The organism is Cereibacter johrii (assembly GCF_001720585.1).
GTDB classification, from domain to species: domain Bacteria; phylum Pseudomonadota; class Alphaproteobacteria; order Rhodobacterales; family Rhodobacteraceae; genus Cereibacter_A; species Cereibacter_A johrii.
Map to the genome: position 1 here is coordinate 14,313 of NZ_MABH01000140.1, position 20,849 is coordinate 35,161.

24 protein-coding genes, 2 tRNA genes and 4 pseudogenes are annotated in these 20,849 nt (G+C 69.1%); 22 read left to right on the plus strand and 8 right to left on the minus strand.

What is annotated here, in order from left to right:
- Positions 1-9 precede the first annotated feature (9 nt).
- The 13 genes from murA to A9O63_RS12095 all read left to right on the plus strand — a co-directional run bounded on the left by murA (position 10) and on the right by A9O63_RS12095 (position 8,476).
- The gene (gene murA / locus A9O63_RS12035) at positions 10-1,278 is read left to right on the plus strand and encodes a UDP-N-acetylglucosamine 1-carboxyvinyltransferase (RefSeq protein WP_069332162.1); all 1,269 of its coding nucleotides are present in this window, start codon (positions 10-12) and stop codon (positions 1,276-1,278) included.
- Entirely contained in the window at positions 1,278-1,757 is a 480-nt protein-coding gene (locus tag A9O63_RS12040) for a DUF2948 family protein (RefSeq protein WP_069332163.1), read from the plus strand. Before murA ends, A9O63_RS12040 begins: the two co-directional genes overlap by 1 nt.
- A gap of 228 nt (positions 1,758-1,985) precedes the next feature.
- Positions 1,986-3,290 carry a histidinol dehydrogenase gene (gene hisD, locus A9O63_RS12045; RefSeq protein ID WP_069332164.1) on the plus strand — a complete coding sequence of 435 codons (1,305 nt, stop codon included), beginning with the start codon at positions 1,986-1,988 and terminating at the stop codon, positions 3,288-3,290.
- A gap of 3 nt (positions 3,291-3,293) precedes the next feature.
- A complete protein-coding gene (locus A9O63_RS12050) occupies positions 3,294-3,770 on the plus strand; it encodes a UPF0262 family protein (RefSeq protein ID WP_069332165.1) in 477 nt (158 codons plus the stop codon).
- Positions 3,767-4,258 carry an arsenate-mycothiol transferase ArsC gene (locus A9O63_RS12055; protein ID WP_069332166.1) on the plus strand — a complete coding sequence of 164 codons (492 nt, stop codon included), beginning with the start codon at positions 3,767-3,769 and terminating at the stop codon, positions 4,256-4,258. Before A9O63_RS12050 ends, A9O63_RS12055 begins: the two co-directional genes overlap by 4 nt.
- A complete protein-coding gene (locus tag A9O63_RS12060) occupies positions 4,245-4,646 on the plus strand; it encodes a ketosteroid isomerase-related protein (RefSeq protein WP_069332167.1) in 402 nt (133 codons plus the stop codon). Before A9O63_RS12055 ends, A9O63_RS12060 begins: the two co-directional genes overlap by 14 nt.
- Positions 4,643-5,230: a GNAT family N-acetyltransferase gene (locus tag A9O63_RS12065; protein ID WP_069332168.1), complete on the plus strand. Its 588-nt coding sequence runs from the start codon at positions 4,643-4,645 to the stop codon at positions 5,228-5,230. Before A9O63_RS12060 ends, A9O63_RS12065 begins: the two co-directional genes overlap by 4 nt.
- Before the next feature lie 19 nt (positions 5,231-5,249).
- Positions 5,250-6,125 carry a carbon-nitrogen hydrolase family protein gene (locus A9O63_RS12070; RefSeq protein ID WP_069332169.1) on the plus strand — a complete coding sequence of 292 codons (876 nt, stop codon included), beginning with the start codon at positions 5,250-5,252 and terminating at the stop codon, positions 6,123-6,125.
- A 173-nt stretch (positions 6,126-6,298) separates the two neighbouring features.
- Positions 6,299-6,517: a translation initiation factor IF-1 gene (infA, locus tag A9O63_RS12075; protein ID WP_002720792.1), complete on the plus strand. Its 219-nt coding sequence runs from the start codon at positions 6,299-6,301 to the stop codon at positions 6,515-6,517.
- Complete coding sequence (locus A9O63_RS12080; protein ID WP_015921108.1) at positions 6,518-7,096, plus strand: Maf family protein; 579 nt, start codon at positions 6,518-6,520, stop codon at positions 7,094-7,096.
- Positions 7,093-8,133 (plus strand): ribonuclease E/G, encoded by a 1,041-nt coding sequence (locus tag A9O63_RS12085; protein WP_069332170.1) that lies wholly within the window; start codon positions 7,093-7,095, stop codon positions 8,131-8,133. Before A9O63_RS12080 ends, A9O63_RS12085 begins: the two co-directional genes overlap by 4 nt.
- Positions 8,130-8,312 carry a DNA gyrase inhibitor YacG gene (locus tag A9O63_RS12090; protein ID WP_002720789.1) on the plus strand — a complete coding sequence of 61 codons (183 nt, stop codon included), beginning with the start codon at positions 8,130-8,132 and terminating at the stop codon, positions 8,310-8,312. Before A9O63_RS12085 ends, A9O63_RS12090 begins: the two co-directional genes overlap by 4 nt.
- A gap of 88 nt (positions 8,313-8,400) precedes the next feature.
- A tRNA-Phe gene (locus tag A9O63_RS12095) sits at positions 8,401-8,476 on the plus strand.
- Between the two features lie 36 nt (positions 8,477-8,512).
- Here A9O63_RS12095 and A9O63_RS12100 read toward each other — a convergent pair.
- Positions 8,513-9,091, minus strand: a complete 579-nt coding sequence (locus A9O63_RS12100) for a tyrosine-type recombinase/integrase (RefSeq protein ID WP_069332171.1) — start codon at positions 9,089-9,091, stop codon at positions 8,513-8,515.
- Between the two features lie 106 nt (positions 9,092-9,197).
- Here A9O63_RS12100 and A9O63_RS12105 point away from each other — a divergent pair, with 106 nt between their 5' ends.
- On the plus strand, positions 9,198-9,473 hold the full coding sequence (locus A9O63_RS12105; protein WP_268874934.1) for a DUF2190 family protein: 276 nt from the start codon (positions 9,198-9,200) through the stop codon (positions 9,471-9,473).
- Here A9O63_RS12105 and A9O63_RS23395 read toward each other — a convergent pair.
- From A9O63_RS23395 to A9O63_RS22140, 3 genes and pseudogenes are all read right to left on the minus strand, one after another.
- On the minus strand, positions 9,397-9,714 hold the full coding sequence (locus A9O63_RS23395; protein ID WP_235836975.1) for a phage terminase large subunit family protein: 318 nt from the start codon (positions 9,712-9,714) through the stop codon (positions 9,397-9,399). The two genes, A9O63_RS12105 and A9O63_RS23395, sit on opposite strands and share 77 nt — an antisense overlap.
- Before the next feature lie 272 nt (positions 9,715-9,986).
- A pseudogene (locus tag A9O63_RS12110) lies at positions 9,987-12,248 on the minus strand (UvrD-helicase domain-containing protein); the annotation flags it as partial.
- A 37-nt stretch (positions 12,249-12,285) separates the two neighbouring features.
- Positions 12,286-12,717 (minus strand): annotated as a pseudogene (locus tag A9O63_RS22140) (hypothetical protein); the annotation flags it as partial.
- Positions 12,718-12,927: 210 nt separating this feature from the next.
- On the opposite strand from A9O63_RS22140, the gene A9O63_RS12115 reads away from it, so the two are divergent.
- Together A9O63_RS12115 and A9O63_RS12120 are read left to right on the plus strand one after the other, a co-directional pair.
- Positions 12,928-13,380 carry a GNAT family N-acetyltransferase gene (locus A9O63_RS12115; protein ID WP_069332179.1) on the plus strand — a complete coding sequence of 151 codons (453 nt, stop codon included), beginning with the start codon at positions 12,928-12,930 and terminating at the stop codon, positions 13,378-13,380.
- A gap of 261 nt (positions 13,381-13,641) precedes the next feature.
- Positions 13,642-14,394 (plus strand): SDR family oxidoreductase, encoded by a 753-nt coding sequence (locus tag A9O63_RS12120; RefSeq protein ID WP_069332173.1) that lies wholly within the window; start codon positions 13,642-13,644, stop codon positions 14,392-14,394.
- A gap of 114 nt (positions 14,395-14,508) precedes the next feature.
- Here A9O63_RS12120 and A9O63_RS23175 read toward each other — a convergent pair whose 3' ends face one another.
- On the minus strand, positions 14,509-14,742 hold the full coding sequence (locus A9O63_RS23175; RefSeq protein WP_205631842.1) for a hypothetical protein: 234 nt from the start codon (positions 14,740-14,742) through the stop codon (positions 14,509-14,511).
- Between the two features lie 86 nt (positions 14,743-14,828).
- Between A9O63_RS23175 and A9O63_RS12130 the strand changes: the two genes are divergently transcribed.
- A complete protein-coding gene (locus tag A9O63_RS12130; RefSeq protein ID WP_235836973.1) occupies positions 14,829-15,602 on the plus strand; it encodes a site-specific integrase in 774 nt (257 codons plus the stop codon).
- Positions 15,603-15,682: 80 nt separating this feature from the next.
- On the opposite strand, the gene A9O63_RS12135 is transcribed toward A9O63_RS12130, so the two are convergent.
- From A9O63_RS12135 to cobU, 3 genes are all read right to left on the minus strand, one after another.
- A tRNA-Arg gene (locus A9O63_RS12135) sits at positions 15,683-15,759 on the minus strand.
- 149 nt (positions 15,760-15,908) lie between these two features.
- A complete protein-coding gene (locus A9O63_RS12140) occupies positions 15,909-16,487 on the minus strand; it encodes a histidine phosphatase family protein (RefSeq protein ID WP_069332175.1) in 579 nt (192 codons plus the stop codon).
- Positions 16,484-17,038, minus strand: coding sequence for a bifunctional adenosylcobinamide kinase/adenosylcobinamide-phosphate guanylyltransferase (gene cobU / locus A9O63_RS12145; protein WP_069332176.1), 555 nt, complete (start codon positions 17,036-17,038; stop codon positions 16,484-16,486). The genes A9O63_RS12140 and cobU overlap by 4 nt, the downstream gene beginning before the upstream one ends.
- Positions 17,039-17,092: 54 nt before the next feature.
- On the opposite strand from cobU, the gene A9O63_RS12150 reads away from it, so the two are divergent.
- The 5 genes and pseudogenes from A9O63_RS12150 to A9O63_RS12165 all read left to right on the plus strand — a co-directional run.
- Positions 17,093-17,971, plus strand: a complete 879-nt coding sequence (locus tag A9O63_RS12150; protein WP_069332177.1) for an RNA polymerase factor sigma-32 — start codon at positions 17,093-17,095, stop codon at positions 17,969-17,971.
- The gene (locus A9O63_RS12155) at positions 17,968-18,795 is read left to right on the plus strand and encodes a ChaN family lipoprotein (protein ID WP_069332178.1); all 828 of its coding nucleotides are present in this window, start codon (positions 17,968-17,970) and stop codon (positions 18,793-18,795) included. Before A9O63_RS12150 ends, A9O63_RS12155 begins: the two co-directional genes overlap by 4 nt.
- Before the next feature lie 65 nt (positions 18,796-18,860).
- Positions 18,861-20,042: pseudogene (gene coaBC / locus A9O63_RS12160) on the plus strand (bifunctional phosphopantothenoylcysteine decarboxylase/phosphopantothenate--cysteine ligase CoaBC); the annotation flags it as partial.
- 111 nt (positions 20,043-20,153) lie between these two features.
- Positions 20,154-20,621, plus strand: coding sequence for a dUTP diphosphatase (dut, locus tag A9O63_RS23400; protein WP_015921079.1), 468 nt, complete (start codon positions 20,154-20,156; stop codon positions 20,619-20,621).
- Positions 20,621-20,849, plus strand: a pseudogene (locus tag A9O63_RS12165) (molybdopterin biosynthesis protein); the annotation flags it as partial. The gene dut and the pseudogene A9O63_RS12165, both read left to right, overlap by 1 nt.

Below are 20,849 nucleotides of genomic sequence, written 5' to 3' on the forward strand. Positions count from 1 at the left end.
GGCGGGCGGATGGATTCGATTCTGGTGAAGGGCAATGGCGAGCTGCGCGGGCAGATCCCGATCGCGGGGGCGAAGAATGCCTGTCTGGCGCTGATGCCGGCCACGCTCCTGTCGGACGAGCCGCTGACGCTGACCAATGCGCCGAGGCTGTCGGACATCCGCACGATGACGCAGCTTCTGCAGTCGCTCGGGGCGGAGGTGGCGAGCCTGCAGGGCGGGCAGGTGCTGGCGCTCTCCTCGCACGCGCTGACCGACCATCGGGCGGATTACGACATCGTGCGGAAGATGCGCGCCTCGATCCTCGTGCTGGGGCCGATGCTGGCGCGCGACGGCCATGCGGTGGTGTCGCTGCCCGGCGGCTGCGCCATCGGCGCGCGGCCCGTGGATCTCCATCTGAAGGCGCTCGAGGCGATGGGGGCCGAGCTCGACCTGCGCGACGGCTATATCCACGCCAAGGCCCCGGCGGGCGGGCTGAAGGGGGCGCGGGTGGTCTTCCCCCTCGTCTCGGTGGGCGCGACCGAGAATGCGCTGATGGCCGCGACCCTCGCCAAGGGCACGACCGTGCTCGAGAATGCGGCGCGCGAGCCCGAGATCGTCGATCTTGCCCGCTGCCTGCGGCGGATGGGGGCCCGGATCGAGGGCGAGGGCTCCTCGACCATCACCATCGAGGGCGTGGACCGGCTGGGAGGGGCCACGCACCCCGTCGTCACCGACCGGATCGAGCTCGGCACCTACATGCTCGCGCCCGCGATCTGCGGCGGCGAGGTCGAGCTTCTGGGCGGGCGGATCGAGCTGGTCGGCGCCTTCTGCGAGAAGCTCGACGCGGCCGGCATCTCGGTCGAGGAGACCGAACGCGGGCTGCGCGTGGCGCGCAGGAACGGCCGGGTGAAGGCCGTCGATGTGATGACCGAGCCCTTCCCGGGCTTCCCCACCGATCTGCAGGCGCAGATGATGGCGCTTCTCTGCACCGCCGAGGGCACCTCGGTGCTCGAGGAGAGGATCTTCGAGAACCGCTTCATGCATGCGCCGGAACTGACCCGGATGGGGGCCCGGATCGAGGTGCACGGCGGCACGGCCACGGTGACGGGGGTCGAGAAGCTGCGCGGGGCGCCGGTGATGGCCACCGACCTGCGCGCTTCGGTGAGCCTGATCCTCGCCGGGCTTGCCGCCGAGGGCGAGACCATCGTGAGCCGGGTCTATCACCTCGACCGCGGCTATGAGAGGGTGGAAGAGAAGCTGAGCGCCTGCGGCGCGCAGATCAGGAGGATCCCCGGCTGATGGCGGATGCGCGGTTCGAAGACGCCGGAGGGGAGGCGCCGCTCTATCTCGGCGCGGAGACGCCCGAGGATCTGGGGGTGATCTCGGCCTTGGTGCAGGATGCGGTCCTGCCTGCGGGCGAGATGCGCTGGCTGCCGCGCAAGCGGCGGTTCGCGCTGCTGCTGAACCGGTTCCGCTGGGAGGACCGCGAGGCGGCCGAGCGCGACCGGCGGCCCTACGAGCGGGTGCAGTCGGTGCTGGCCATCGATGGGGTGCTGTCGGTGCGGACGCAGGGGTTCGACCGGTCGGATGCGGATCTCGTCCTGTCGCTCCTGTCGGTCGAGTTCGAGCCCGGGGCCGACGGGGGCGGGCGGATCCTTCTGGTGCTGGCGGGCGACGGGGCGGTGGCGCTCGAGGTCGAGGCGCTGGAGGTGGTGCTGCGCGACGTGACGCGGCCATATGCGGCGCCTTCGGGACGGGTGCCCGACCATCGCGACTGACGGGCCCAGGGGCTGCGGGACGAAAAGGCGGGGGGCTGTCTGCCCCCCGGGGCCCGGCCCTAGGGCCGGTCCCTCCCCCCGAGGATATTTGGACAGAGTGAAAGAGGGGGCGGGCGCGGCGGTCGGGCCCGCGCCGTCTCGTGCGAAAGTGTCACTCCGCGGGGGCAGGGCGGCGCTTGAGACGAGGGGGGATGCGCGCTAAGGGAGGCGCACGCAAGGAGGTCCGTCATGCCCCAGTTTCTCGACACTCGTCGGTCCGGCTTCGAGGCGGATTTCACCGCGCTGCTCGGCATGAAGCGCGAGGACAGCCCCGATGTCGATGCGGTCGTGGCCGGGATCATCGCCGATGTGCGGGCGCGCGGGGATGCGGCCGTGATCGAGCTGACCGCGCGGTTCGACCGGCTGGAGCTGACGCCCGAACGGCTCGCCTTCTCGGAGGCGGAGATCGAGGCGGAGATCGCGAAGGTGTCTGCCGAGGACCGTGCCGCGCTGGAACTCGCGGCCGAGCGGATCCGGGCCTATCACGCGCGCCAGATGCCGGAGGATGCGCGCTGGACCGATGCGGCCGGCGCCGAGCTCGGCTGGCGCTGGGGGCCCATCGCCTCGGCCGGGCTCTATGTGCCGGGGGGGCTCGCTTCCTATCCTTCCTCGGTGCTGATGAATGCGATCCCCGCCAAGGTCGCGGGGGTGGAGCGGCTGGTCGTGGCCTGTCCGACGCCCGGCGGGGTGGTCAATCCGCTGGTGCTGCTGGCCGCGCGGCTGGCGGGCGTGGATGCCGTCTACCGGATCGGCGGCGCGCAGGCGGTGGCGGCGCTGGCCCATGGCACCGAGACGATCCGGCCGGTCGACAAGATCACCGGCCCCGGCAATGCCTATGTGGCGGCGGCCAAGCGGCGGGTCTTCGGCCGGGTGGGGATCGACATGATCGCGGGCCCCTCCGAGATCCTCGTGATCGCGGAAGGCGCGGTCGATCCCGACTGGATCGCGCTCGACCTGCTGAGCCAGGCCGAGCATGACGAGAGCGCCCAGTCGATCCTCGTCACGCCCGACGAGGAGCTCGGCCGGGCGGTGGTGCGGGCGGTCGAGGCGCGGCTCGAGACGCTCGAGCGGCGGGCGATCGCGGGCGCCTCGTGGCGCGACTACGGGGCGGTGATCGTGACGCGCGATCTGGACGAGGCGGCGGCGCTGTCGGACCGGGTGGCGCCCGAGCATCTCGAACTGTGCGTGGCCGATCCCGAGGCGCTGGCCGCGAGGATCCGTCATGCGGGGGCGATCTTTCTCGGCGCCTGGACGCCCGAGGCGATCGGCGACTATGTGGGCGGGCCGAACCATGTGCTGCCCACCGCCCGCTCGGCGCGCTTCTCGAGCGGGCTGTCGGTGATGGATTTCCTCAAGCGCACCACGCTGGCCCGGATGACGCCCGCGGCGCTGCGCGCCATGGGCCCCGCCGCCGAGCGGCTGGCCATCTCGGAGAGCCTCGAGGCGCACGGCCTGTCGGTCCGCGCCCGGCTCGACCGGCTGAACGAGGGCTGAGAGATGAACCGCATCTGCCATATCGAGATCGACCAGACGAGCCCGATGCCGCCCACCGCCGAGATCGAGCAGGAGCGGCAGGTCGCGATCTTCGATCTGCTCGAGGAGAACAGCTTCGCCCTGCCCGCGCGCGAGGGGCGGGCGCCGGCCGAGGGGCCCTTCCGGCTGACGCTCGCGATCCGCGAGGGGCGGCTCGTCTTCGACATCCGGTCGGAGGAGGAGGAGAAGGTGGGCGAGTTCCATCTGAGCCTCGGCCCCTTCCGGCAGGTGGTGAAGGACTACTTCCAGATCTGCGAAAGCTACTTCGAGGCGGTCAAACGGCTGCCGCCGAGCCAGATCGAGGCCATCGACATGGCGCGCCGGGGCATCCACAATGAAGGCGCACGGGTGCTCAAGGAACGTCTGGAGGGCAAGGCCGAAGTGGATATCGACACGGCGCGGCGCCTCTTCACCCTCATCTGCGTCCTGCACTGGGGGTGACCGTGCCGCAGAAGCCGCCGTCCTCGGTGCTGTTCTGCTGCGACCACAATTCGGTCCGCTCGCCGATGGCGGAGGGGCTGATGAAGAAGCTCTACGGCCGGCAGACCTATGTGCAGTCGGCCGGCGTGAAGAACGACCGCGAGATCGACGGCTTCACCGTCGCCGTCTGTCAGGAGATCGGGGTCGAGCTGTCGCGGCACCGCGCCCGCTCCTTCGAGGAGATGATGGACTGGGGCGACGATCTGTCGGGGTTCGATCTGATCGTGGCGCTCTCGCCCGCGAGCCAGCGGATGGACCTTGAACTCACCCGTTATTATCACCTTGATGTGGAATATTGGCCGATCATGGATCCGACGGGGCTGGGCGAGGGGCGCGAGCAGAAGCTCGCCGTCTACCGGCAGGTGCGCGACCAGATCCGCGGCCGGATGGTGGCGCGCTTCGGGACGCCGCGCGACGGGGCAGAGGAGAGGGACGATGACGGGACGTGAGCTGATCGGGCGCTATTACGCGGCCTTCAATGCGGGCGATGCGGAGGGGATGCTGGCCTGCGTCACCGACGACATCGAGCACCGGGTGAACGAGGGCGAGGTGCGCCACGGCCGGGAAAAGTTCGCGGACTTCTGCTCGCACATGGGGGTGAGCTACCGCGAGGAGCTGCGCGACATGGTGATCTTCGTGAACGAGGACGGCACCCGGGGAGCTGCGGAATTCGTGGTGCACGGCACTTACCTGCAGACCGACCCCGGCCTGCCCGAGGCGCAGGGCCAGACCTATGTCCTGCCCGCCGGCGCCTTCTTCGACCTGCGGGACGGCAGGATCGCCCGCGTGACCACCTTCTACAACCTCAGCGACTGGATCCGGCAGGTCTCGGCATGAGCCTCGAGGCGCGCGTCCTGACGGGCGCGGCGCTCGAAGCCCGGCTCGACGAGGTGGCGCGCCTGCGGATCGCGGTCTTCCGCGACTGGCCCTATCTCTACGAGGGCTCGATGGACTATGAGCGGAGCTACCTGTCCGCCTACCGCACGAGCCCCGGCGCGATCCTCGTCGGCGCCTTCGACGGCGACCGGCTGGTGGGGGCAGCGACCGGCACGCCGATGGAGGATCATGCCGAGGATTTCGCGGCGGCCTTCGCCCGAACCGGCCTGCCGCTCGACCGGATCTTCTACTGCGCCGAGTCGGTCCTGTTGCCGGACTATCGCGGGCGGGGCATGGGGCACCGGTTCTTCGACCTGCGCGAGGCCCATGCCCGCGCGCTCGGCCGGCGCCAGTCGGCCTTCTGCTCGGTGATCCGGCCCGAGGATCATCCGCTGCGCCCCGCCGCCGCCCGCAGCAACGAGCCCTTCTGGCGCAAGCGCGGCTATGCGCCCCTGCCGGGGGTGGTGGCCGACTATGGCTGGACCGACGTGGGCGAGGTGCGCGAGACGCGCAAGCCGCTCCAGTTCTGGATCCGCGACCTGTGACCTTCCCGAGGGAGCTGCCATGAAGATCGCCGCCGCCGCCTATCCGCTCGACTGGTTCGACAGTTTCGCCGAGGTCGAGGCCAAGCTGACGGACTGGGTGTCCTGCGCCGCGGGGCAGGGGGCCGATCTGCTGGTCTTTCCCGAATATGGCGCGATGGAACTTGCGAGCCTCGGCGGCCGGGCCGTTGCGGCCGATCTCGAGGCGGCCCTGCACGAGGTGGCGCGGCATGGCCCGGCGGTGGAGGCGCTTCTGACCCGGCTCGCCGCGGCGGAGGGGGGACATATCCTCGGGCCTTCGGCGCCGGTGTTCGAGGGCCCGCGCCCGGTGAACCGGGCCGTCCTCCATGGGCCCGCGGGCGTGATCGGCCATCAGGACAAGCTCATCATGACGCGCTTCGAGCGCGAGATCTGGGACGTGGTGCCGGGATCGGAGGCGCGGGTCTTCGACACTGCGCTCGGACGGATCGGCATCGTGATCTGCTACGACAGCGAATTTCCCCTGCTCGCGCGGGCGATGGTCGAGAAGGGCGCCGAGATCCTGCTCGCCCCTTCCTGCACCGACAGTCTTGCGGGCTTCACCCGGGTGCGGGTGGGGGCGATGGCCCGGGCGCTCGAGAATCAGTGCGTGGTGGTTCATGCGCCGACGGTGGGCCTTTGCGACTTCTGCCCGGCGGTCGACGAGAACGTGGGCCGCGCCGCGATCTACGGCCCGCCCGATCGCGGCTGGCCCGCTTCGGGCATCCTCGTCGAGACCGATCTCGATGTGCCGGGCTGGGCCATCGCCGAGGTCGACATGGCGGCCGTGGCCCTCGTCCGGCAGGAGGGCGGGGTCCTGAACCACGCCCACTGGCCCGAGCAGGCCCTGCGGCTGGCCGCGGGCGTGACCCTCGGATGAGGGGCTCCTCCCTCCGGGGGGCCTGCTTTCGCGACACCCTCGGGCCGCGCCAGCCTGTGCCGCCTCTGTCCGGCTGGGGGTCGGGGTGTTTTTTCCCTTGAAAATTGGCGCGAAAGCGCTCATTTGACTACCGAGCCTGCGCTTGACGCGGGCCAAATCCCATTGGAGAGACCATGGCCAAGGAAGATACGCTCGAATTCCCCGGTGTCGTGAAGGAACTCCTGCCAAACGCGACATTCAGGGTCGAGCTGGATAACGGCCATGAACTGATCGCGGTTATGGCCGGAAAGATGCGCAAGAACCGCATCCGTGTCCTCGCCGGCGACAAGGTGCAGGTCGAGATGACCCCCTACGACCTGTCGAAGGGCCGCATCAACTACCGCTTCAAGTAAGTGACGCTGATTCTCGGATCGGCCAGCCCGCGTCGCCGCGAACTGCTGGCCCAGCTCGGGGTGATCCCCGACGCCATCCTGCCCCCCGACATCGACGAGGAGCCGCGCCGGGGCGAACTGCCTCGGCCCTATTGCGCCCGTCTCGCGGCCGAAAAGGCGGCGGCGGTCGCGGCGGGGCCCGAAGATGTCGTGCTTTGCGCGGACACGACGGTGGCGCTCGGCCGGCGCATTCTCGGCAAGCCTGCCGATGCGGGCGAGGCCGCCCGCTTTCTCGTGGCCCTGGGCGGCCGGCGGCATGAGGTCATCACCGCGGTGGCCGTCCGCCGTGGAGACCGGCTCTGGCAGCGCGAGGTGGTGAGTCAGGTGAAGATGAAGCGTCTGTCGGATCTGGAACTGAACGCCTATCTCGCCAGCGGCGAGTGGGAGGGCAAGGCCGGCGGCTATGCCATCCAGGGCCTCGCCTCGGCCTTCATCCCCTGGATCTCGGGCTCCTTCACCGGCATCGTGGGGCTGCCCCTGGCCGAGACCGCCACGCTGCTGGCGGCGGCGGGCGTTCCCCTCTACCGGGCCGCGGCATGAAGGGCCGCGTCATCTGTCTCGACAGCCGGGGCGGCCGCGAGGCGGCGGCGCTGATCGTCGACGGCCGCCTCGAGGACCTGCTCATCGACCCGCCCGAGGACCGTCCGGCACCCGAGGCGATCTTCCGGGCGATCGTCGACCGGGCGGTGAAGGGGCAGGGCGGTGTCTTCGTCCGCCTGCCCGAGGGCACGGGCTTCCTGCGGCAGGCCTCGGGCCTGGCCCCGGGCCAGCGTGTTCTGGTGCAGGTCTCGGGCGTGGCCGAGCCCGGCAAGGCCGTGCCCGTGACCGCGCGGCTCCTCTTCAAGAACAGGCTCTGCATCCTCACGCCGGGCGCGCCGGGGCTGAACATCTCGCGCCGCATCCGCGACGAGGCGCTGCGCGAGGAGCTGTCCGAAATCGCGTCCGAGGCGATGGCCGGCGCGGCCGAGGATCTGGGCCTCATCCTGCGGTCGGCCTGCGAGGCGGCCCCCGAGGCCGAGATCGCGGCCGAGATCGCCGAGACGCGGGCCCTCGCCGAGGCGGTGCTGGCCGATGTCGCGGGCGAGGCCGAACTGCTGGTCGATGCCCCCGGGGCCCATCAGCTCGCCTGGCGCGACTGGTCGGATCCGTCGCCGGAGGAGATCGACGAGGCCGAGGGCGCCTTCGAGCGTCATGGCGTGGCCGAGATCTGCGAGGCGCTGCTGTCCGCGCAGGTTCCGCTCGGCGGCGGGGCGCATATGGCGGTGGAGCCGACGCGGGCGCTGGTTGCGGTCGATGTGAACACCGGCTCCGACACCTCGCCGGCCGCGGCGCTGAAGGCCAATGTCGCGGCCGCGCGCGAATTGCCGCGCCAGCTTCGGCTGCGCGGGCTGGGCGGGCAGGTGGTGATCGACTTCGCCCCCATGCCCAAGCGCGACCGTGTGGCGCTCGAGCAGGTGCTGCGCGCCGCCTTCCGCGGCGAGTCGGCCGAAACCAGCCTCGCCGGCTGGACCCCGCTCGGCCTCTACGAACTCGTGCGCAAGCGCGACCGGATCCCGCTGACGGAGCTTCTGACGTGACCTGCCCGATCTGTGGCCGCCCCGCCGAGGCGCGCTATCGCCCGTTCTGCTCGCGCCGCTGTGCCGACGTGGATCTCGGCCACTGGCTTAAGGGCAACTACCGGATCCCGGCCCTGGGGGACGAGGAGGAGACCCCGGACGACCGCCGCCCGGACGATCCCGAAGCGCCCCGGCACTGACCTGCGAAGATTTTTCGCGGACCCTCTGGACAGCCTCCGCGCTTCACTTTAAAGACCGCTCCACCAACCCGGCGCTGCCGGAAACGGTGCCCAGATAGCTCAGTTGGTAGAGCAGCGGATTGAAAATCCGCGTGTCGCTGGTTCGATTCCGGCTCTGGGCACCACTCTATCCCTTTGAAATTTCTTGCGTCTTGCATTGCTCATGCCTCGCTCTGGTAGCGGGTTTGACGGGTTCCGTCCTCGGGTTTGACAATTCGGGTTCGCCGCGCGATCTCGTCTTGCAGCTTGTCCATGGTCTTCCGGTTGCCCTCTGCAAGGTTCGCATCGCGCGAATAGTGCAGAGCCATGCTCTCGGTCTTCTGGCCCAGAAGGTCAGCGATCTGGCGTGGCGACATGCCGATTTCCCGCAGGATGGTTGCCACGGTGTGCCGCAGGCCCTTCAGCGTCAGGTCGCGCGGAATCGCGCCCTCCTCCACCAGCGTCTCGCGGAAGCGGTGCCAGACGGTCGAGAAGCCGTCATAGGTCCACGTTTTGCCGCGGGTGTTGGCGAGGATGGTTTCGGCCCCGTGGCCCTGTGCCGCCGCAAGGATCGCAGCGACGCGCTCGTGGAGCGGGATCGGTGCCGGGTGTCCGGTCTTGCCCCGGTCGGCCCAGATCACGCCGCCCTCAATGGCGGCGCGCCGCAGGCGCAGCGCGTCGGACGGATCGAGGCCGGTGTTGGCCATAAGCGCGATGGCTGCCGCAACGTGCGGCGGCGCCGCTTCCAGCACGGTCAGCAACTCGGCCACCGTCCACGGGCGATTGGCGCGCGGTCGCGACTTGGGGCGGGGTTTGGGAATAGCGGATTCGGCATAGTTCGCCGCGATCAGCCCTTTCGGAACTCCTGTGCTGGCCGGGCAAGGCGTCGTAATGGGCTCGCTCTTTGGCGTGGCCGCCACCGCAGCGGCCCAAGGCGAGCCCTTCGAGGCCGCCTTGAAAGGCGTCTTCGTCTTGCCGAAGGCTGATGTGGCCGTGTCGCTGGGTGCCGCCGTTTACTGGCTTGAAGCGGTTGGCGCAGTGACCACCGAAGAGACAGGAAACCGCCTTATCGGCGCCGCCACGAACGGTGCGGACGCAGAGGCGCCGTCTGTTGCGGTACGGCTGAATGGCTTCGCCGGCTGAGTCCTCTGAGCATCCTGAGGCGCGCATCCGGCGCGCCTCGGCATCCGTGCCGGGCGTGGTCCGGTTTCACGTCGCCTACGGTCGAGGCAGAGATCTGCGTCAGGACCTGTTCTGCCAGAACCTCCAGCTCGGGCGGCACGACGAGGTCCCATGCGCCCCAGATCACGCGATGCCCCAAGACGAAGGCGAGGCCCGATTCTGCCCAGCCGACGAAGGTCACCTCGATCCGGTCGTGCTGCACGTCGCAGCCCGCCGTCAAGGCCAGCCCCTCGGCCGGGACTGCCGACAAGCGTCACGGCCTGCCGCAGTCGGGAAGGCACGGCGAGGATGCGCGAGCGGGCCTTTCGCAGCGTGTCAGCCCACCCATTCGGCGGCGCGGATCTTGTCTTCGAGGGTCGGTTCGTCGGTCATGGTCTGTCCTTTCGGGGTTATCCGGTTTGCAGCGCACGAGCGGACAGGACGCGGAGAGGCCGCCTGCCTAAAAGAGTCGGTTCAAGCCTGCTTCCCGACCTGTCAGGGCCGCGTCGGACCGGTTCGCGCGGGCGCGGTCTTCCGGAACACGAATTCGGGCAGGATCGTCTCCCACTCATCGCGTTTGAGGTAGCTCTGGAAACGCTCCTCATTGTCCGACCTGCGCCAGCGCACGATGGCGCCCACCTTGCCCGACACGAGGTCGGCCCCCTCGGGTGGCGCCCAGCCACCGGCCATGCGCCCGAGGACACGGCGGGGCCGGTCGAGGATCAGCCATTTCCCCTCGCGCAGCTCCATCGTCACGGGATCATCGACCTGTGCCGCGGCGATGGCGGCCAAGGTGGGGCTCGTCTCCGGCAGCCGGCCGGCATAGGACAGATCGACCACGCCCATGTCGGGAACCTGATAGTGATCCGGTTGCGGCAGATCGAGCCTGCGGGGCATCTCGACCCTGCGCAGCATCTCGCAGTCGCTGTCGGCTTCGACGAAGGGATGGAGCCCGTGGGTGACCACCGCGAGGCTGCGGCGCGCGCGGGTCATGGCGACGTAGAACAGGCGGCGGGGCGCCTCGCCGTCCTCGCCCTGCGACAGCGTCTTCCAGCCGCCGTTCAGGATCACCACATGGTCGAACTCCAGCCCCTTCGAGCGGTGCGCGGTCAGCAGCAGGAGCCCCCTCTGGGCGCTGCGGATATCCTGCGCCCATTCGGCGAGCCATTCGATCGTGTCGGGAACCGGCATCGTCTTCCGGCCCAGCTCGCGCGCGAGATCCGCGATGCCTTCGGCGATGAGATCGATCCAGCGGTTCGACCGCTGTTCGTTGAGCAGCTCGAGCATGTCGGGAATGGTGAGCATCGCCGCCGGGCGCCGGTTCAGGCCCGCCACGAAGCGCTGCATCTCGCGCAGGCGCCAGATGCTGGGCAGCTTCTCGTTCGCCATCTCGACCGGCAGGCCGAGCTTCTCGGCATAGGCCCGCACCGGGCCGAGCCTGCGCCAGTCGCGCGAGATGATCGCGCAGCGCGCCCAGGAGAAGTCTGGATCGAGCCGCGCGATCCGCACCAGTTCCTCGACCGCCGCCACCGCCTGCGCCGTGTCATCGGCCGCGACATCCAGAAACTGCACCCGTCCCTGACCGACCGGATCGTGGCGCGCCATCACGCCGCCCCCCGGATCGAGGCTGCGCATCTTGTCCACCGTGATCGGATGGTGGGCCTTCATCCGCCCCCGGGCCGGTTCGATGACCTGGTTCGCCGCCTCCACGATATGGCGGGTCGAACGGTAATTCTCGGTCAGGAACTTGGGCCTCGCGCGGTAATCCTCTTCGAAGCGGCGGATGTAGGAGACCGAGGCGCCATTGAAGGCGTAGATGTTCTGATCGTCATCCCCCACCGCAAAGAGGCTCAGCCTCTGGTCGGGATCCTCGAGCGAGCGCCCCGCCACGGCCGCGATGAGATCGTATTCCTCGCGACCGATGTCCTGATATTCGTCGACGAGGATCCAGCGGTAACCCTGAATAAGAGCCTCGCGCTGGGCCTCGGCCTCGGTGCGGCTCAACCCCTCGCCGGTGATCTGGCGCACCGCCTCGCGCAGCACGTCCTGAAAGTCGCACTTCTCGGCGGTTCCGCCGGTGAAACTCGCCCCCACCAGCCGCATCGCGAGCGCGTGACAGGTCGAGACGGTGACGCGCGCGGCATCCTCGCCGACCAGATGGCGCAGCCGGGCCCGGATTTCGGCGGCGGCATGGCGGTTGTAGCTGAGGACGAGGATGCCGCTCGGGTCTTCCCGCTTCACCCGCAGCAGATAGGCGATGCGATGGACCAGCACCCGCGTCTTGCCCGAGCCGGGACCGGCCAGAACCAGCACGTTCGTCTCCTCGCGCTCGTCGGCGACGATCTCCTGCTGCACCGGGTTGCCCAGATCCTCGACGATCTGCTTCCATGCCTTGCCCGTGGTCTGGCGACGGATCTCGGCGCCGCGGCCGGGCATCCAGCGGCGCAGGAAGCTCTCCTGATCCAGCGCGAAATAATCTTCCGAGAGGCGCACGGCCTCTTCGATCCGCTCCAGCCCCTTCTCGGCATAGGCGGCCATCACATGGGTCTGAAGGGTCTGCTCGCGGTAATGGTCCTCCAGCGGCAGGAAGTCCTTCTTGGTGAAGCCCGCATGTCCCGGCTTGAGGTGGATGGTCATGGCCGAGCGGAACACCGTCAGGCCCTTGCCCAGCGTCATCACCTGCTGCTCGTGCAGCCACAGGAGCGCGCGCTCCATCAGCTTCGTCATGTCCTTCACGCCGGCCGCCGCGATCAGCGCAGGCGAAGGCATTGCCGCGGAGCGTGAAGGCGTACCCCAGCGCGAACCGCACCACCGAGGCCGCCACGCCCGGCGCGGCTTCCACATTGAGAAGATAGGGCGCGGCATGATCCCGCACCCGGACTTCGCGGCCGTCGCCGGTGCGCTGGAAGAGCTTCAGCGGCACCTTTGCGAGATCGCCCGCGATGACGGCGCAGCAGGCATAGACCGTGGCATGGCGCTGCGCCACCTCGGCCGAGACGCGGGGCAGGGTGCGGATCCGGCTCGCGCCGCCCGAGCTCCAGCCGACCTCCTGCAGCCAGGGCTTCGGCGCCGCCGTCCCGCTCACCTCGGCCGAGGCGAGCGGTGCCGTCACCGGCGGCTCGGTGCGGACGGAGGCGCCCGCCATTCGCGAAGCTCCAAATCGGGGCCATCTGCTCATGCTGGTCCTTCCTCGTTTGCGGCCATCACTTGTGGAGCATCTGCCCATTGCCTTCGTGATCTTGACGAGAGCCTCAGAGCATCGAAACGGTGTCCGCTCCGAGCTCCATCGCCGCCGTTGAAGCAAATCCTCTGGAAGGCTATAGGGGCGTCATCACAGAAGGAGATTGATGCACAGAGGCTTCGATTGAACCGCATCCAGCGGTATCGCTCGGTACCTGAGTGTCGATCCTTTTTGCACACCTTCGTGGGAGTTCTCATGGAAACCCTGGACATACTGATCCGGCCATATGATGCGGTAACGGATCTCAAGCGACTGTCCGATATCTGGTTCGACGCCTCAATGACGGCGCATCCCTTCATCGGCGAGGCGAGACTGGTGGAGCAACGCCAACTGATTGAGGAAGAATACCTTCCGAAAGCAGAAACCTGGGTTGCCTGTCATGAGCGGGAAGCCGTCGGCTTCATCAGCCTGCTGGGCAGTTTCATCGGCGGACTCTTCACCGCACCCGATCGGCAGGGCATGGGTGTCGGGCGCAAGCTCATTTCCCACGCCCTAGCCCGGCACGGGGAACTGTCCCTTGAGGTCTACACCGCAAACGAGCAGGCCATGCGCTTCTACAGCTCCCTCGGCTTTCGCGAGGTATCGCGGCGCAATGTGGATGACTTCGGCTACCCGTTCCCGAACGCGGCCCTGCATCTGAGGGCCTGAGAGGTGACAGGGCAGAGGTTCTGCCCGGTCAACCAAGCTCCGTCAAAGCGAAACATCATCATCCGCGTCGCCTTCCGTGACGCCGGTGACGCTGACGCGGATCGAGATGCAAGGTCAGCTCCGAACCCAGAGGTGCCAGCGCTGCATCCGGTACGAATGGCAGCTTTGCGTCCTCGACGGAGGACGTTTGCGCATGAAACGGGTCGGTCGCACGGCATGGCGTGATTAGGACTCTCCGACATTCATCTACTGGGGATCGGCATGCTTCTGAGCGGAAAGACAATCATCATATCTGGCGCAAGCAGCGGCATCGGAGCCGCAGCGGCGAGGCTTTTTGCAGCGGAGGGTGCAAGACTGATCCTCGGCGCGCGCCGTGCCGGACTGCTGGAGGAAATCACGAACGAGATCTTGGCCGGGGGTGGCGAAGCGGATTTCGTCGCCGGAGATGTCGAGGACAGCGGCTTTGCGGCAGAGCTGGTTCAAAGAGCTGAAGACCGCTTCGGCGGACTTGACGGTGCCTTCAACAATGCGGGCGTGATAGGAGATATGTGTTCGATCCCCGACATGCCCGAAAGCAACTGGCATAAGGTGATTGCGGTGAATCTCGGCAGCGGATTTTACGCGGCAAAGCATCAGATACCCGCAATGCGCAGACGCGGCGGCGGCTCGATCGTTTTCACATCCTCCTTCGTCGGGCACACGGTCGGGCTGCCCGGCATGGGCGCCTATGCCGCAGCAAAGGCGGGACTGATCGGCATGACCCAGGTTCTGGCCGCGGAACATGGGCCCGAGAATATTCGCGTCAATGCTCTCCTCCCGGGTGGAACGATGACACCGATGGCCGGAGAAGATGCGGGCTTTCATGAGGTCGTGCGGGGCTTTCACGCGCTGAAGCGTATGGCTGATCCATCCGAGATCGCGCAGGCGGCTCTCTTCCTCCTTTCCGATCATGCGTCATTCGTCACAGGTACCGCAATGATTGCCGATGGCGGAAACTCGATCAGCAAACTCTAGGGAACGCGAAGCGGACATCGGCCAGTTAAGTGCCAGCGTCCGCTTCGTCTTCCGTGATGCTGACGAGCGCTGCAGCGGCTTGAGAAGCGGGGTCCGCTCCGAGCCTCATCGCGCTCATTCCGATATTGCGGCTCCTCCGATAAAGCCTGCGATGCCGGGCACAAGATTCTCATGGAGCGGAAGAGCAGGATCGGCATATGTCGCAAAAGGGTTTCCTGCGACGTCCGCTTTCAGCATATGCGTCCCCTGGGCGAATTTCATGCGTTCAGATTGCTGCATTGCGTCTCCCAGCAGATCGGCATCATGGGGGCTGACCTGCATGTCATTGTCGCCCTGCACGATCAGCACGGGGCCGTTCCAGCCAGCCGCAATCTCCACGGATCATAGGAAAAGAGATCGATCATGTAGCGCTGAAGCCCTTCCGAAAAGAGCGGTTGGAGGACTGGCGTCACGGAGACCGGGTCGCGGCTTCGGCCCGCTTCAAGATCGGCCACGAGAGTCGTGAGCTCGGCCATGAACGGGCCATTGGCCGGATTGGCCTCGAACTGCTCGATCATGAGCTGTCCTGCGCCCGCCAGCGTGGCAGGGCGCCGGGCACGATACGGCGCGAGCCGGGCACGCTGCAGGCGGCGCTGAATCACTGCGTCCGGGAGGGCCATCTTCTCAGCGCGCCGAAGGTGACGCTGCCGGAGAAGCCCAGGGCCCGGGAGCGCTGGCTGACACAGGAGGAGGCCTACTGGCTCCTGCGGGCGGCCCGGAACCTGCGCCGCGACGGTCGCCACCTCGCGTGGTTCATCCTCTACCGGGCTGGCAGCGGGAAGCGCGAGACGAACAAGCGCCAGCCTTCGGTGAGGCTTCCGCGGCAACTCCGCGCGCTCCTCGCGGCCGGAGCCCGCAGCGGCCGGCGGTTCGTCGTCCAGACCAGCGAAGGCAACCGGGTCGCCGACATCAAGAAGGCTTGGGCGGGAGCCGTGGTGAAGGCCGCCGAGATGGCGGCGAAGGCGGGGCGCGAGATCGATCTGTCCGACACGACGCCGCATGCCCTTCGCCACACGGCGATCACCTGGGCGATGCAGCGGGGTGCCGACATGTGGGAGGCGGGCGGATTCTTCGGCGTGTCGCGGGAGACGATGGAGGAGGTTTATGCCCACCACCATCCGGACCATCAGGCGAGCGCGGTCGAGGCGATGGAGAGACGGCGGAAATGACCGCGCAGCGACCGAAACGGCCGGTTTCCGGGGCGTATCCGTGGCGCTGCTGTCCAGCTAACCGCTAACTGTTTGATTTATGGCGCACCCGACACGATTCGAACGTGTGACCTCTGCCTTCGGAGGGCAGCGCTCTATCCAGCTGAGCTACGGGTGCGTTGGGCGCGGTATAGCGGCTTGCCGAGGCGGCTGCAACAGGATGCTGCGGGTGCGGGCCACTTTCCTGCAGGGCGGGGGAGCCGCTGCGAGAAGAGCCACGCGCACCGCCGGAGGCGGGGGCGCGGGACGCGCCATCGAGGGCCGGCCTCAGGCGAGGTGGTTGATCGCCTCGACCCGCCAGGCCCCCCCGGCCAGCGTCATCGAGGTGATCGACAGGGGCTCGATCCGATGGGCGAAAGCCTCCTGTACGCCCAGGCCCAACGCCACCTGCAGGGCCACGAGGATCGGGCCGAAATGGCAGACGATCACGATCTCCTCGTCCGGGTGCGCGGTGCAGAGCGACTGCAGCGCCTCGGTCACACGGGCCTGAAGCTCGTGCCAGGTTTCGCCCCCCGGGGCGCGGGCGGGGCCGGCCTCCTGCCAGAAGGCGCGCATCCGCTGCGGCGTGCCGGCCTCGATCTCGGCGAAGCTGCGGCCCTCCCAGGCACCGAAATGGATCTCGCGCAGGCGCGGGTCGGCCGGCAGCCGCACCCGGCCCTGGGCCAGCCTGTCGGCCGTGGCCCTTGCCCGCCAGAGATCGGAGGAGACGAGCCGCGCGCCTTGCGGCAGGGCCGCATCCAGCCGCGCAAGGGCCGCCGCGTCGGAGAGATCGGCGGGCCGGTCGGTCCAGCCCACCATCACGGTTGCGTGCGTCGGCCCATGGCGCACCCAGTGCAGGCGCGTCATGCGGCCCCCTCGGGCAGCCGGCCCTTCAGCGTGAGCGGCAGCCCCGCCATGGCGGCCACCACCAGCTCCGCCTGGGCCGCGAGGCGCTGGTTCAGCCGTCCCTGTTCGTCGCGGAAGCGCCTTGCCAAAGAATTTTCGGGAACTATGGACCACCCCACCTCGTTGGACACCACGACAACGGGCGCAGGACAGGCTCCAAGCGCATGAAGAAGCGAGGCGATCTCGGCATCGAGGTCGCTTTCCGCAAGCAGATGATTGGTCAGCCAGAGCGTCGCGCAATCCAGCAGGACGCAAGCCTCGGGAGGCATCCGTGACAGGACAGGGCAGAGATGGCGCGGTTCCTCAACGGTCTGCCAGCCGCTGCCCCGGTCGTGGCGGTGAGCCGCGATCCGTTCGCGCATCTCGTCATCCCATGGTTCGGCGGTGGCCAGGTAGAACATGGGGCGGCCCGACCCCATGACAAGCCGTTCCGCCAGCCGAGATTTTCCGGACCGGGCCCCTCCCAGAACCAGCGTGAGCGGGGGCAGGGCGAAAAGATGTGATCCGGACATGTGTTTTTTCCGTAGTAATTCCCGAGACGCGGCCGGGTTCGACAGGGGGTCCTGATGGCACTGGACGGATATACCGATCAAACGATGTCGCGCCAAGCGATGAGGGCGGAGCTTCTGGACGCCGAGACAGAGCTCCGCCTCGCCTACGCCTGGCGGGACCAGCGCGACGAGAGGGCGCTCCACCGTCTGATCACCGCCTACATGCGCCTTGCGATCTCGATGGCCTCGAAATACCGCCGCTACGGCGCGCCGATGAACGACCTGATCCAAGAGGCGTCGCTCGGCCTGATGAAGGCCGCCGACAAGTTCGATCCTGACCGCGGCGTGCGCTTCTCGACCTATGCCGTCTGGTGGATCAAGGCCTCGATCCAGGATTACGTCATGCGGAACTGGTCGCTGGTGCGCACCGGCTCCACCTCCAGCCAGAAGGCGCTGTTCTTCAACATGCGCCGGGTGCAGGCCCGGCTCGAGCGCGAGGCCTCGCAACGGGGCGAGGCGCTCGATGCGCACCAGCTGCGCGAGATGGTGGCCCATGACGTGGGCGTGCCGCTGTCGGACGTCGAGATGATGGAGGGGCGGCTCTCGGGGTCGGACTTCTCGCTCAACGCCACCCAGTCGGCCGATGACGAGGGGCGCGAATGGATCGACGCGCTCGAGGACGATTCGGCACAGGCGGCCGAGGTGGTGGAGGGCTCGCTCGATGCCGCGCGGCTGCGGGACTGGCTGGTGTCGGCCATGCAGCAGCTGAACGCGCGCGAGCGGTTCATCGTGACCGAGCGCAAGCTGCGCGACGTGCCCCGGACGCTCGAGAGCCTCGGCGAAGAGTTGAAGCTTTCCAAGGAACGGGTGCGGCAGCTTGAAGCAGCGGCCTTTGCGAAGATGCGGCGGAGCCTTGAAGCCCAGTCGCGGGAGGTGCATCACTTCCTTCTATGAAACGGAGCCTCCTCCTCGCGGCCGGGCTGGCCGTCGCCGCCCGACCCGGGCTGGCCGACCGGATCGAGCCGGCGCAACTGGCGCGTCTGGCGCCGGCCGATGTGGTGATCCTGGGCGAGGTGCACGACAATCCGCGCCACCATGAAAATCAGGCGCTGGCGGTGGCGGGCCTCAGGCCCGCCGCTCTCGTCTTCGAGATGCTGACACCCGAGAAGGCGGCGCTGGTGACGCCCGACCTGCGCCCCTCCGAACGGCGCCTTGCCGCGGTGCTCGACTGGGACGCATCGGGCTGGCCCGATTTCGCCATGTATCATCCGATCCTGCTGGCCGCGCCCGAGGCGCAGGTGTTCGGCGCCGAGGTGCCGCGCGACGAGGCCCGCGCGGCCGTGTCGGAGGGAGCGGCCGCGGCCTTCGGCGCCGAGGCCGCCCGCTTCGGCCTCGACAGGCCGCTCGCCCCCGAGGATCTGGCGGAGCGGATCGAGGAGCAGAGGGTGGCCCATTGCGGGGCGCTGCCGCCCGATCTCCTGCCCGGCATGGTCGAGGCGCAGCGGCTGCGCGATGCGGCGCTCGCGCGGGCGGTGATGGAGGCGATGGCGGAGACCGGCGGCCCCGTCGCCGTCATCACCGGCACGGGCCATGCGCGGCGCGATGTGGGCGTGCCCGCCCTGCTGGCCGAGGCGGCGCCCGCGCTGCGCGTCCTGTCCATCGGCCAGTTCGAGGCGCCGCCCGAGGGGGACGTGCCCTTCGATCTGTGGCTGGTGACGGCGCCAGCGCCGCGGCCCGACCCGTGCGAGAGCCTCGCGGAGGGCGGCGGGGCGGGCTGAGGCTGCGAGGCTTGTCACGCCCGGCCTGCGCCCCTACAGCTTGGCTTCGGCCTTGGGGGGCAGGAATGCTGGACGGAAAACGGATACTCCTCATCATCGGCGGCGGGATCGCGGCCTACAAGGCGCTGGAGCTGATCCGCCGCCTGCGCGAGCGCGGGGCCGCGGTGACGCCGGTCATGACCCGGGCCGCGGCGGAATTCGTGACGCCGCTCTCGGTCTCGGCGCTGGCGGGCGAGCAGGTGCATCGCGAGCTCTTCGACCTCACGCAGGAGGCCGAGATGGGGCACATCGCCCTGTCCCGGGTGGCCGATCTGGTGGTCGTGGCGCCTGCGACGGCCGATCTGATGGCCCGGATGGCGCAGGGGCGGGCGGACGATCTGGCCTCGACGCTGCTGCTGGCCACCGACACGCGCGTCCTGATGGCGCCGGCGATGAACGTGCGGATGTGGCAGCATCCGGCCACGCAACGCAATCTCGCGACGCTCGGGCGCGACGGGGTGCTGGCGGTGGGGCCGAACGAGGGCGACATGGCCTGCGGCGAATACGGGCCGGGGCGGATGGCCGAGCCGATGGAGATCCTCGCCGCCATTGAGGCGGCACTGGGGGCAGGGCCGCTCGCCGGGCGGCGGGTGCTGGTGACTTCGGGGCCGACCCACGAGCCGATCGATCCGGTGCGCTATATCGCCAACCGCTCGTCGGGCGCGCAGGGCACGGCCATCGCCGCGGCCCTGCGCGATCTGGGCGCCCGCGTGACCTTCGTCACCGGTCCCGCGACCGTGCCCCCGCCGGCCGGGGTCGAGCTCGTGCGGGTGGAGACGGCGCGCGAGATGATGGCGGCCGTCGAGGCGGCGCTGCCGGTGGAGGCGGCGATCTTCGCCGCGGCGGTGGCGGACTGGCGCGTGGAGAATGCCTCCGGCTCGAAGATGAAGAAGGGGACCGGCGGACCCGCGCTCTCCTTCGCCGAGAACCCCGACATCCTCGCCACGGTCGCGCGGAGGGTCGAGGGACGCCCGCGGCTGGTGGTGGGCTTTGCCGCCGAGACGGACGAGGTGCTGGCCCATGCGACCGCCAAGCGCGCCCGCAAGGGCTGCGACTGGATCGTGGCGAACGATGTCTCGCCCGGAACGGGCATCATGGGCGGGACCGAGAATGCGGTTCATCTCATCACCGAAGCGGGTGTCGAGGACTGGCCGCGGATGGACAAGGCCGCGGTGGCTGAGCGGCTGGGCGCCCGGGTCGCCGAGCGGGGCGCCCGAGGCGGCGTGCGCCTCCGGCGGGGATATTTGGACCAGAATGAAAGCGCGACCCGAAACCCGTCGTGGCCGGCGGGGGAGGGGCAGCCTGAGACGGAGGCGAGGATGCGGCCGGTGGTGAGGGTGATCCGGGAAGACTGGGCGGATGCGGCGCTGCCTCTGCCCTCTTACGAGACGGCGGGCGCGGCGGGGGCGGACCTGCGGGCGAACCTGCCGCCCGAGAGCCGGGCCGAGGGGCTCGTTCTGGCGCCGCTCGGGCGGGTGCTGGTGCCGACCGGGCTCAGGATCGAGATCCCCGAGGGGTTCGAGGTGCAGATCCGGCCGCGCTCGGGGCTGGCGCTGAAGCACGGGATCTCGCTGCCGAACAGCCCCGGCACGATCGACAGCGACTATCGCGGGCCTCTGGGCGTGATCCTCGTCAATCTGGGCGCCGAGCCCTTCCGCGTGGCGCATGGCGACCGGATCGCGCAGATGGTGGTGGCGCCCGTGGTGCAGGCAGGGTTCGAGCTGGTGGAGGGGCTCGGGGCGACGGCGCGGGGCGCGGGCGGCTTCGGCTCGACCGGGACCGCGTGATGCTGGCGCTGGTGCTTCTGGCTGCGGCGCTCTGGGGGCTGGGCCGGGTCTTCGGCGTGCCGGGGCGGCTTCGGCTGCTGATGTTGGCCTGTCTGTGGCTTGCGGTGGTGCTGGCCCATCTGGTGCTGCCCGAGGCCCATCCCCTGCGGGCGGCCACCGGCGGCCGCGTCGAGCCCTGGCTGGTGCTGGGCGGGGTCGCGGTGCTGGTGCTGGGCTACCGGCTGGCGC